Source organism: Alkalihalophilus marmarensis DSM 21297 (genome assembly GCF_000474275.2).
Classification (GTDB): domain Bacteria; phylum Bacillota; class Bacilli; order Bacillales; family Bacillaceae_D; genus Alkalihalophilus; species Alkalihalophilus marmarensis.
The window spans coordinates 142,085-153,833 of the sequence record NZ_ATAE01000042.1; the positions used below are offsets into that span (position 1 = coordinate 142,085).

At 43.1% G+C, this 11,749-nt stretch carries 9 protein-coding genes; 1 reads left to right on the top strand and 8 read right to left on the bottom strand.

The features are described 5' to 3' along the window. Positions 1-9 precede the first annotated feature (9 nt). The 6 genes from A33I_RS16175 to A33I_RS16200 form a co-directional block, all read right to left on the bottom strand. Positions 10-639 (bottom strand): TetR/AcrR family transcriptional regulator, encoded by a 630-nt coding sequence (locus A33I_RS16175; protein WP_022629394.1) that lies wholly within the window; start codon positions 637-639, stop codon positions 10-12. Between the two features lie 155 nt (positions 640-794). Next, positions 795-1,937, bottom strand: coding sequence for an acyl-CoA dehydrogenase (locus tag A33I_RS16180; RefSeq protein ID WP_012960740.1), 1,143 nt, complete (start codon positions 1,935-1,937; stop codon positions 795-797). 15 nt (positions 1,938-1,952) lie between these two features. After that, positions 1,953-3,095: an acyl-CoA dehydrogenase gene (locus A33I_RS16185; protein ID WP_022629395.1), complete on the bottom strand. Its 1,143-nt coding sequence runs from the start codon at positions 3,093-3,095 to the stop codon at positions 1,953-1,955. A gap of 60 nt (positions 3,096-3,155) precedes the next feature. Continuing rightward, positions 3,156-4,007: a 3-hydroxybutyryl-CoA dehydrogenase gene (locus A33I_RS16190; RefSeq protein WP_022629396.1), complete on the bottom strand. Its 852-nt coding sequence runs from the start codon at positions 4,005-4,007 to the stop codon at positions 3,156-3,158. 58 nt (positions 4,008-4,065) lie between these two features. Beyond that, entirely contained in the window at positions 4,066-5,244 is a 1,179-nt protein-coding gene (locus tag A33I_RS16195) for an acetyl-CoA C-acetyltransferase (RefSeq protein ID WP_022629397.1), read from the bottom strand. Between the two features lie 295 nt (positions 5,245-5,539). Then, on the bottom strand, positions 5,540-7,642 hold the full coding sequence (locus tag A33I_RS16200) for a (Fe-S)-binding protein (RefSeq protein WP_022629398.1): 2,103 nt from the start codon (positions 7,640-7,642) through the stop codon (positions 5,540-5,542). A gap of 284 nt (positions 7,643-7,926) precedes the next feature. Here A33I_RS16200 and cls point away from each other — a divergent pair, with 284 nt between their 5' ends. Continuing rightward, the gene (cls, locus tag A33I_RS16205) at positions 7,927-9,123 is read left to right on the top strand and encodes a cardiolipin synthase (protein ID WP_022629399.1); all 1,197 of its coding nucleotides are present in this window, start codon (positions 7,927-7,929) and stop codon (positions 9,121-9,123) included. A gap of 602 nt (positions 9,124-9,725) precedes the next feature. Here cls and A33I_RS16210 read toward each other — a convergent pair. Together A33I_RS16210 and A33I_RS16215 are read right to left on the bottom strand one after the other, a co-directional pair. Further along, positions 9,726-11,054, bottom strand: a complete 1,329-nt coding sequence (locus A33I_RS16210) for a TrkH family potassium uptake protein (RefSeq protein ID WP_022629400.1) — start codon at positions 11,052-11,054, stop codon at positions 9,726-9,728. Position 11,055: 1 nt separating this feature from the next. Then, positions 11,056-11,721 (bottom strand): potassium channel family protein, encoded by a 666-nt coding sequence (locus A33I_RS16215; protein ID WP_022629401.1) that lies wholly within the window; start codon positions 11,719-11,721, stop codon positions 11,056-11,058. Positions 11,722-11,749 lie beyond the last annotated feature (28 nt).

An 11,749-nucleotide genomic window follows, 5' to 3' on the forward strand; every position in this document is an offset into this window, starting at 1 on the left:
TTCCTCCTTTTAATTAGAGACGGTTGTAAGCGGGGAAAGTAATTGCTCACTTTGAAGCTTTGTGTATTCTTCTAAGGTGTAGAATCTGCGGATGGCCCAGCGTCTGAACGTCCACATATGTCCTTGCACTAAAATATTGTGGCTCATCAGCTTGATCTCTTCTTCACTAAGATCAATACGATATTCAGCCACATAATCACGAATAATGTCTTCAAACATCTTCGTCATTTCTACTTCTTTTTGAAGAACGTACATTAATGCTTCTTTAGGAAGAGATTTTGCCTCTTGATACATGACAAGCACTTCATCTTGCAGGTGATCAATTACACGGAAGTAAGCGGCAATTGCCTTTTTCACACGATCAATACCGACAGCTTCGGTATCTAACTGTGAAACAAGCTGATCACGAACTTCTTCATAGATCGCATCACATACAAGGTAGAGGACATCCTCCTTTGAACCAATGTACTCATAAAGCGTTCCAATGCTGAATCCAGATTCTTTAGCAATTTCTCTTGTTGTTGTGCGGTGGAACCCTTTTTCAATGAAGAGGCGTACGGCGCCCTTCACCATCTGCTCGCGGCGTTTTTTTACTAACTGCTGATCCTTTACCATGGATGGCACTGCTTTTTTCTTCAAACTATTCAACCTACTTCCTTTTAATCGTATTTCCGTCTCTAGATGCCAACGTGCCTCACTAGCAGCAAGCCAACATCACTCGCTGCATATGAGACTCCTTTTTCGTACTTATTAGCATACTAGAAATTGAAGCTACGATCTATCATTTATGTTGATTAGTCTGCTAACAACATTTTAGAAATTACAAGTCGTTGAATTTCATTTGTTCCTTCATAGATCTGTGTAATCTTCGCGTCACGCATATAACGTTCTACTGGATAATCTTTTGTATAGCCGTAACCGCCGAATACTTGAACCGCTTCGACCGTTACATCCATTGCTGTATCCCCAGCAAATAATTTAGACATCGCAGATTCCTTGCCGTATGAAACGCCTTCGCTTTCTCTCCATGCTGCTTGATACGTTAACAGTCGGCTAGCTTCAATCTTTGTTGCCATATCAGCAAGCTTGAATCCGATTCCTTGCTGTGCGCCGATCGGCTTACCAAATTGCTTACGCTCTTTTGCATAGCCTACTGCAGCATCAAGGGCACCTTGCGCAATTCCAACTGCTTGAGCAGCAATTCCGTTACGGCCTCCATCAAGCGTCATCATCGCTACTTTAAATCCTTCGCCTTCTTTGCCAAGCATATTTTCTTTTGGTACACGGCAGTCTTCAAAAATAATTTCCGTTGTAGGAGATGAGCGGATTCCGAGCTTCTTCTCCTTCTTTCCTACAGAGAATCCTGGTGTATCTGCTTCAACGATGAATGCCGTCGTTCCTTTATGGCGAGCTTCGGGGTCAGTCACTGCAAAGACGATATAAATATCTGCAATTCCGCCGTTTGTAATGAAGATTTTAGAGCCGTTTAACACATAGTGGTCGCCATCTTCTATTGCTGTTGTTTTCATTCTTGCAGCATCAGATCCTGAACCTGGTTCTGTTAAGCCGTAAGCACCAATTTTCTTTCCTTCTGCCATTGGACGAAGGAATTTTTGCTTTTGCTCTTCTGTACCGAATTTATAAACAGGCCAGCCTGCAAGTGATGTATGCGCTGATAATGTTACACCCGTTGAAGCACAGACACGTGATAATTCTTCAACAGCAATACAATAGCTCACATAGTCAGCACCAATTCCGCCGTACTCTTCAGGCCACGGAATCCCTGTTAGTCCAAGCTCAGCCATCTTATCAAAGATCTCACGGTCAAAGCGTTCCTCTTCATCACGCTCTTCAGCTGTTGGTTCTACTTCATTTTTTGCAAAGTCGCGTACCATTTTACGGATCATTTCTTGTTCTTCAGTTAATAGAAAGTTCATGTTTGTTTCTCCCCTTTAATCTGCTAGTAAATGCTTGCCAATAACGATACGTTGAATTTCACTTGTTCCTTCGTAAATCTCACAAATCTTTGCATCACGGAAGTAACGCTCTACTGGATAATCTTTTGTATATCCATAGCCGCCGTACACTTGAACTGCTTCAATGGACACTTCTACTGCCGTACGCGAAGCAAATAATTTAGCCATTGAAGCTTCCATGCCGCTCTTTTTACCAAGCTCACGAAGCTTGGCTGCACGATAGACTAATAGTCTTGAGCCCTCTACTTTTGTCGCCATATCAGCTAGTTTAAAGCCAAGTCCTTGCTGATGTCCGATCGGCTTACCGAACTGCTTGCGTTCTTTCGCATAGCCTACAGCCGCTTCAAGTGCTGCTTCAGCAATTCCTAAAGATTGTGCTGCGATTCCGATTCGTCCGGCATCAAGGTTAGACATCGCAATCTTAAAGCCTTCCCCTTCTTGGCCAAGCAGGTTTTCTTCCGATACGCGAGCATCTTCAAATGTAAGTTCTGTTGTGTTCGAGCCGTGAAGACCCATTTTCTTTTCCTTTTTTCCAACAGAAAATCCCGGTGTGTCTTTATCTACGATGAATGCAGAGATGCCTTTTGTTCCAAGCTGTGAATCTGTTGATGCGAACACGATATACACATCTGCTTCCCCGCCATTGGTGATAAACACTTTTGAGCCGTTTAAAATGTACTCATTCCCGACTTTTTTCGCTGTCGTTTTTAAACTGCCGGCATCAGACCCTGCACCAGGCTCCGTTAAGCCGAATGCCCCTAAATACTCACCGCTTGCAAGCTTTGGAACATATTTTTGCTTCTGCTCCTCTGTTCCGAAATAGAGGATCGGATTCGTTCCAACAGAAGTATGCACCGATAAGATAACACCGACAGTGGCACTCACTTTAGATAATTCATTGATCGCAATAATATAAGAAGTGAAATCCATTCCAGCCCCGCCATACTCTTCAGGAATCGGAATCCCCATTAGACCAAGCTCCCCCATTTTATTGACGATCTCACGAGGAAAGGTTTCATTTTCTTCCATTTCTTCTATAAAAGGCGTAATCTGCTCTTGGGCAAAGTCACGCACCATTTTGCGCATCATTTCTTGTTCTTCTGTAAATCGTAAATTCATATCTGCACCTCCGTAATCTGTTTATCTTTTTATATAGCGGCTGCTTCGCTTTTGTACGGCTTACTCGTAAACGTAGAATCCTCTGCCTGTCTTCTTCCCTAACCAGCCTGCTTTTACATACTTTCTAAGCAGCGGGCATGGGCGGTACTTATCATCGCCGAATCCATCATGAAGGGTTTCCATAATGTAGAGGCATGTGTCAAGTCCGATAAAGTCAGCAAGCGTAAGAGGGCCCATTGGGTGGTTCATACCAAGCTTCATTACTTCATCAACTGCCTCAGGTGTCGCTACCCCTTCATATACCGTATAGATCGCTTCATTGATCATCGGCATTAAAATACGGTTTGAAACGAACCCTGGGAAGTCATTTACTTCAACCGGTGTTTTCGAAAGAGTCCGAGAAAGATCTTCAATTGCTTGATACACCTCATCTGTTGTTGCTAGGCCTCGGATGATTTCAACAAGCTTCATCACTGGCACTGGATTCATAAAATGCATGCCGATTACTTTTTCCGGACGATTTGTTGCTGCTGCAATTTCTGTAATCGGAAGCGATGATGTATTCGTTGCAAGAATCGCATGGTCTGGTGCAATTTGATCAAGGTCAGCAAAAAGCTTAGATTTGATCTCCATATTCTCAACAGCAGCTTCAATCACAAGGTCTACATCTTTAGCATTTTGTAAGTCCGTTGAAGTCGTTAAACGCCCTAGGATCGCATCGCGTTCGCCTTCTTCTAAACGTCCCTTTTCCACTTGGCGGTTTAAATTCTTCTGAATGGTAGCCATCCCGCGCTCAACAAACTCTTGTTTTAAGTCATGTAAAATGACGTCAATTCCAGCCATCGCATGTACTTGAGCAATTCCTGATCCCATTTGTCCTGCACCGATCACCATTACTTTTTTCATACTCATTCATTCTCCACTCCTCTATTAAACGTTTAAAGTTAGACTGTATTTATTTCACTTCGAATTATTTCACTTCAATTAGAATCGCGTCACCTTGACCGCCGCCGCTGCAAATAGCAGCTATACCAAGGCCGCCGCCGCGACGTTTCAGCTCATGTGCAAGTGTTAAGATGATACGCGCTCCACTTGCTCCGATCGGGTGTCCGAGTGCAACCGCCCCGCCGTTTACATTTACTCTTTCAGGGTCAAGTTCTGCAATTTGGTTACTTGCAAGGGCGACTGCTGCAAAGGCCTCGTTAATTTCAAATAGATCAATCTCGCTTGCTGACTTACCAGCTTTCTTTAACAGCTCATTAATAACAAGACCTGGTGTTTTAGGGAAATTCTCAGGCTCAATGGCAAGAGCATGGTGTGCCACGATGGTAGCAAGCGGCTCAATACCTTCTGCTTTTGCCTTCGCATCAGACATAAGAAGCATTGCTGCTGCTCCGTCGTTCACACCTGGTGCATTCCCTGCTGTAATCGTGCCGTCTTTTCCAAATGCAGGCTTAAGCTTAGCCAGCCCTTCAGATGTTGTACCAGGGCGAGGAGCTTCATCTCGCTCCACTAATACAGGCTCGCCTTTACGCTGCGGTACCGGTACAGCCACAATTTCCGCGTCAAATGTTCCTGCTTCAATTGCACTTAGTGCTTTTTCATGACTTCGTGCAGCCCACTCGTCCTGCACCTCGCGCGACAGCGCTAACTCCTGTGCTACACCATTTCCGTATGAGCCCATATGTACGGAACGGAATGAACAAGTAAGTCCGTCAAATACCATCCCATCAATCATTTCTGCATTACCCATACGTGCGCCCCATCTAGCTTTAGGGACATAATAAGGAGCATTGCTCATTGACTCCATCCCGCCGGCTAAAATCACTTCCCCATCACCAGAACGGATAATTTGATCAGCCATTGTTACACTTCTCATGCCTGATGCACATACTTTATTGATCGTTTCCGTTTTAACACTCCACGGAATCTCAGCATAATTGGATGCTTGACGAGATGGGATTTGACCCTGTCCTGCTTGCAGAACATTTCCTAAAATGACTTCATCAACATTCTCCCCTCTCCACTTAGTACGAGCTAATGTTTCTTTTAAAACAAGTCCTCCTAATTCCGCTGCTTTAAGGCTGCTTAATGCGCCTCCAAATTTCCCAAAAGGTGTACGAGCTCCACTCACAATTACTGTTTTCATTGATAATCCCCTTTCAGATCATAGTCATTTATTGACCGAACGCTCGCTCGGTAGGAGTTCTGAGAAAAAGCGCAACAAGTGATTGCGCTTTCAATTCAAGCTAAAAACATAAGAGCGTGACCCGTGGAAACCACGAGTCGACAACTCTCCCAATAATTCACCACTAAGCTGTCTAGGTTCAGCTCCTACTCGCTCGAGGTTCCAACGATCCGCCAAAAAAAGTCATAAGCGGACTTTTTTGTCGGCTCTTTTGGACTTGTCACTCGTGAGCAAGTCGCTTCACCCTTTCAATATTCTACTGAACTAACTCAGTTTCCTTCTTAATTAGTGATTTTTCTAAAATTTCTACAATATCTAATGTTTGAACGTCTTCTTCGACTTCTTTCGCCTTTGTTCCATCACTTAGCATCGTTAAGCAGTAAGGACATCCGCTTCCGATCATCGATGGCTGTACTTCAAGCGCTTGCTCTGTACGAGCGACATTGACACGCTGGCCAGCATCTTCTTCCATCCACATCATACCGCCGCCGGCACCACAGCACATACCATTTTGACGATTACGCTCCATCTCTACAAGCTTCACACCAGGGATCGCTTCAAGGATCTCACGCGGCGGCTCATATACTTCGTTGTAACGGCCAAGATAACAAGAGTCATGATACACAACCGTTTCATTCACTTCATGTGTCGGCTTAATGCGGCCTTCTTTGATTAAGTCAGCTAGAACTTCTGTATGGTGATACACTTCCACACCCTCTAAGCCGAAATCAGGATACTCGTTTTTAAATGTGTTATAAGCATGAGGATCGATTGTGACAATCTTTTTCACGTTATGCTTATTAAACAGCTCGATATTAGCTGTTGCAAGCTCTTGGAATAAGAATTCATTTCCTAAACGACGCGGAGTATCTCCTGAGTTCTTTTCTTTGTTACCAATGATCGCAAATGTTACACCAGCCTCATTCATCACTTTCGCAAATGACTGAGCAATCTTTTGGCTTCGTTTATCATATGAACCCATTGACCCTGCAAAGAATAGGTATTCGAACTCTTCGCCTTTTTTCTCCATCTCTTTGACTGTCGGTACATGAATATCATCACGGCCATCGCGCCAGTTTTCACGTTCTTTACGGCTTATGCCCCAAGGGTTTCCTTGACGCTCGATATTTGTCATCGCACGCTGTGCATCGGCATCCATTTTTCCTTCTGTTAAAACAAGGTAACGGCGCATATCAATAATTTTATCCACATGCTCGTTCATTACCGGACATTGATCTTCACAGTTACGACAAGTCGTACAAGCCCAGATTTCCTCTTCAGTAATAACGTCACCAATCAAGCTGACATCATATCCTGCAGCAGCTTCAGCGCCGCCAGCACCTTGCATCGCTAATTGATTTGCTTTTGTATTAGAGAAAGCAAATTCCGGCAGCCACGCGGACTTCGATGTGACCGCTGCACCTTTTTCCGTTAAATGATCACGCATTTTAACGATCAAATCCATTGGTGAAAGCATTTTTCCTGTGCCTGTTGCCGGGCACATATTCGTACATCGGCCACATTCCACACAGGCATATAAATCAAGCAACTGCTTGTGGTTAAAGTCTTCAATCTTGTTGTTACCAAACTGCTCTTGCGACTCATCTTCAAAGTTAATAGAAGAAAGGCGGCCAACTTTATGCGTACGTCCCATGAATACGTTTGCAGGACCAGCAATAAGGTGAGCATGTTTTGATTGAGGTACATACACTAAGAATGTTAATAAGAACAATAAGTGCATCCACCAGAAAACAAAGAATAGTCCACCTGCAACGGCTGGCGAAAGCCAACTGAATGCAGCAGCAATTCCTGAGGCAATCGGTTCAAATCCACTCATTGATTTTTCTAGCCAGATAATCTCCATCCCTTTTGCGATCAGCTTTGAAGTCATCAGCCCGCCGATGAAAATAAGGACAAGACCTGATTTCCAGCCGCGCTTCAGGCGTACAAGTTTTTCAACATAACGACGGTAGAACGCCCATACAACGGCAATTAAGATCATAACTACGACAATTTCTTGGAAGAAAGTGAAGTAAGGATAAAGCGGTCCAAGCGGCAGATGCGACCCTACAGCAAGCCCTTTCCAAATTAGATCAATTGCTCCTAGCTGTACAAGTAAGAACCCGTAGAAGAACATTAAGTGAATAATTCCGCTCTTCTTATCTTTCATTAACTTCTTTTGTCCGAACACGTTTACCCAAACGGATTCGAGCCTTTCTTTCATCGAGTGATCAAATTCTGCTTTTTTACCAAGCTTGATATACTCGACACGTGTCATAACAAGAGTAGCGAATAAGTAAACTGCATATCCTGTTACGAGTAGAAAGGCGGCAAGATTAACCCATGTTAACGCTTCCATCACAAACGTCCCCCTTTTCGACCTAGCTAGTATGTGAGAGTTCTTCTTAAGCTGCTACGTCAAATTTGAATGTTTTGAAAATAATAAATTATTACGGTCATTATAGCACAAATTTCAATGAATGAGCATTCAGTCGACGAAAAAGATAAAAAAATTTTTTCTATTGATTGGAAACGCTTGTTTTATCTAGGTTTTTGCTCATATAAGAAAACCACACTCTCATCATATTACGCTTTATGACTGGGTATGCTACAAAAGAATGTCACCTGAAGGGAGGTCATGAGATGAACTGGTTATGGATTACACTGTTAATTTTTATTGTACTCTTTACATGGCTGCGCCTCGATTTTGTAGCGGGACAGAAAAAGCAGCGTCGTGAAGCGACTAGGCATGATCAAATCACTCGTCATAGTGATGTAAGTTTTTTAGGAAACGGTGATGAATTTTTTGAAGCGCTTTTTGCCGATCTCAATCAAGCCGAACATCATATCCACCTTTTGTTCTATATTTTTAAAGAAGACCACATCGGACAAAAAGCATTGAAAATTTTAGAGGATAAAGCCAAAGAAGGTGTAACCGTTCGTCTCCTTGTGGATCGTTTCGGGTGTAAGCTCTCACGAAAAACTTTAAAACAACTTAAAAAAAATGGTGTGCGATTTGCTTTTTCTCACCCTGTCAGCTTCCCCTTTATTTTCTTCACCTTAAATAGAAGAAACCACCGTAAGCTCGTTATTGTTGATGGACGTGTCGGCTATATTGGCGGTTTTAATGTAGGTGATGAATATTTAGGACGCGATCCTAAGTTTGGTCCCTGGCGTGATTTTCATCTTCGTTTAGTCGGAGACGGCGTTCAGGATTTACAAGAGCAGTTTTTAGAGGACTGGCAGACAGCAAAGCAAAAGTTTGTGAAAGAAGAGGAGCTATACCCATACCTGCGAAAAGGGCCGCACCCGCTGAGAATATTACCGACAGACGGAAGTTATTTAGAAGAAACGTTTATTTCATTGATTGGCCAGGCAAAAGAATCGATTACGATCGGAACTCCATACTATATTCCGGGTCAGCCTCTGCAGCAAGCTTTAATTGAAGCGGCTAAAAGAGGTGTGGATGTCCGATTGATCCTTCCGAAAAAAGGTGACCATCCTTTTGTGAAAGAGGCGGCTTTTCCATATTTTAAGGATCTGCTTGAAGCTGGCATTCACGTTTATCAATATTACCGAGGCTTTTTTCATGCAAAAGCGATTGTGATTGATACACAAATGGCCGATGTCGGCACAGCAAATTTTGATAAGCGCAGTTTTCATATTAACCATGAAATCAACTGCCTCTTATATGATGAAGCCATGGTGCGAGTTGTTTTGGATGAGCTTGAACATGATATTTATATTGCGCAAAGAATGACGATAGAGAGCTGGAAATCGCGCCCGCTTATTCAGCGTGGAAAAGAGAAATTCGCTACGATGATCTCGGGACTGCTTTGAAGAGCTGGATATTTAAGACTCAACCTTGAAACCCTTTTAGGGGATGATCTTTTAAAAAGATAGAGAGATATCTCCATACAGTGGTTGCTGCGGTGTATCCACTAGCTACGCACACTCTGAAAAGTCCTCCCTGCTATAGTGGTTGATCTCCGCTGCAGGTACTCGCTTTCCGCGGGCGGACCGGAAGCCTCCTCGTCGCTCGCGCTCCTGTGGGGTCTTCCTGGTCACGCAAATCCCGCTGGAGTCTCGTACCTTCCGCTCCATTCAACTGAGCGAAATGTAGTTAAGCGGCTCGATAAAAAATTGTTTTTCCTAACAAAAGTTCCTAAATAGATTTCACTTGAACTGAGCTGAGAAATTAGTTAACTCCTTATATTTCACAATAAGCAATACACAGCGGATGAAAAATGCGTAGACTCCAGCGGTGCCTAGAGCAGGGCTGAGATCCCACAGGGCTAAAGCCCGAGAAAGCTCAGCAGCTCACCGCGGAAAGCGAAGCAAATTTCAGAAGCGGCGAGCTTGCTACAACCCTTCTCTAATGCACTCTTTGTTAATTAACTTATGAAGGAGACTCTCCTGCAAGTCACCTGAAACCCAGCCCATTACCCTGTAAATATATCTCCTTTGGGATAGCGAACATTACTTGGTCTAGATTTTGCGAGAGCGAATGCAATGGTTACTGGACCAATCCGGCCGATAAACATGAGAACAATAATAATTTGCTTACCTATCGTTGATAACTCTCCGGTCAACCCCATCGACAACCCCACTGTTCCAAACGCTGAAAAAGCCTCAAATACAATATAGAGATACGGCGCAGATTCTGTAATCGATAAGAGAAAAATACTAAAGGTAACGACCATCAAGCTAATTACAGCAATCGCTAATGATCTCATTACGATATGATCTCCAATCGTTCTCTCAAAAGCAACCGCTTCTCTCCGTCCCCTTAAATACGTGATCACTGCAAGCAGAATCACCACAAAGGTGGTCAGCTTGATTCCACTACCTGTTGAAGCACTTCCAGCTCCAATAAACATTAGAACAAGCATAAATGTAATCGAACCCGGATTCATATTCTCAATATCAATCGAGTTAAATCCTGCTGTCCGCGGGGTAACCGCTTGAAAATAAGAAGCCCACAGCTTATCTGTGAAGGACAACATTCCGATCGTATTAGGGTTTGTGTATTCAAGTGCCAGAATAACCAGCATCGCACAGACATTTATGATTAACGTTCCCGTTAGCATAATCTTTGTGTGAAGACTTAACTGATGGAAATTCTTTTTTTCAAACAGATCATATAGTACGGTAAATCCTATTCCCCCGGTAATAAATAATAGAGTTATGACAATATTTACGACAGGGTCTCCGACATAGCCCACTAAGCTGTCATCCCATAGTGAGAATCCTGCATTATTAAAAGCAGAAATGGCATGAAACAAACTCGTATAGATGCCGAAGCCAAAGCCATATTCAGGCACCCAGCGGAGCGAGAGCAACAGGGTTGCTAATGCTTCCATGGAAAAGGAGAAGATTAACAGAACCTTTACAAGCCTGACCATTCCCCCAAGTGATGTTTGATTCAATGATTCCTGCACTAAGATACGCTCTCTTAAGCCAATTTTCTTACCGAGCGCTAACACTATGAGAATCGCAAATGCCATTAAGCCAAGCCCGCCGATTTTTATCAATATCATAATGACCACTTGACCAAATACAGTGAAATCGCTGCCCGTATCTAGAACAACTAACCCTGTCACTGTTGTAGCAGATGTAGCTGTAAACAAAGCATCAATAAATGTAATAGGGATATTTGTTGCAATAGGTAGCAGTAATAATAAAGTACCACTAATAATCGCCCCGAGAAACCCTAAAGCGAGTATTTGGGGCGGAGACATATTTATGACCTCGCGCCGCGTGCTCCCCATCTTAGAGGCCCTCATCCTCAAATCGGTTAATATCTAGTTTATGCCCCATAACAACGAGCATATCTCCTTGATGGATTAAATCATCAGGCATCGGAGAAATATTCATCTCTTCTCCTCGCTTCATCGCAAGGATTGTTACACCGTATTTAGCACGAACGTTTAAATCAACAAGCGTTTTTTGGTTAACTTTATCCGTTGCACGCAGCTCGACAATACTGTATTCATCCGATAAATCAATGAAATCAATGACTTTTTCTGATGCCATATTATGAGCAATCCGGCGGCCCATGTCGGATTCAGGATGAACCACTAAGTCTGCACCGATTTTTTCCAATACTTTATGATGATAATTATTCTGTGCTTTTACCCACACTGTAGGAACGTTCATTTCTTTTAGTACTAATGTAGTTAGAATACTTGCTTGGATATTATCACCAATAGCAACGACCACATGTTCAAAGTTCCCGATACCAATCTGCTTCATCGCATTTTCATCGGTTGTATCAACCTGCATTGCATGGGTCGCATACGAAACATACTCACTCACTTTATCTTCGTCTTTATCAATCGCGAGTACTTCATGCCCTCTTTGATAAAGCTCCTTACATACACTCCCGCCAAACCGGCCTAAACCGATTACGGCAAACTGCTTTTTCTTTTTAGCCATTTTCACCACTCCTTATAAAAAAAAAAAA

What these genes read in the sequence shown, in the direction of transcription:
- A33I_RS16200 (WP_022629398.1), bottom strand. Translation starts at nt 7,642, where the DNA reads ATGGAAGCGTTAACATGGGTTAATCTTGCCGCCTTTCTACTCGTAACA.
- A33I_RS16215 (WP_022629401.1), bottom strand. Translation starts at nt 11,721, where the DNA reads ATGGCTAAAAAGAAAAAGCAGTTTGCCGTAATCGGTTTAGGCCGGTTT.
- cls (WP_022629399.1), top strand. Translation starts at nt 7,927, where the DNA reads ATGAACTGGTTATGGATTACACTGTTAATTTTTATTGTACTCTTTACA.
- A33I_RS16180 (WP_012960740.1), bottom strand. Translation starts at nt 1,937, where the DNA reads ATGAACTTTCTATTAACTGAAGAACAAGAAATGATCCGTAAAATGGTA.
- A33I_RS16190 (WP_022629396.1), bottom strand. Translation starts at nt 4,007, where the DNA reads ATGAGTATGAAAAAAGTAATGGTGATCGGTGCAGGACAAATGGGATCA.
- A33I_RS16185 (WP_022629395.1), bottom strand. Translation starts at nt 3,095, where the DNA reads ATGAATTTACGATTTACAGAAGAACAAGAAATGATGCGCAAAATGGTG.
- A33I_RS16195 (WP_022629397.1), bottom strand. Translation starts at nt 5,244, where the DNA reads ATGAAAACAGTAATTGTGAGTGGAGCTCGTACACCTTTTGGGAAATTT.
- A33I_RS16210 (WP_022629400.1), bottom strand. Translation starts at nt 11,054, where the DNA reads ATGGGGAGCACGCGGCGCGAGGTCATAAATATGTCTCCGCCCCAAATA.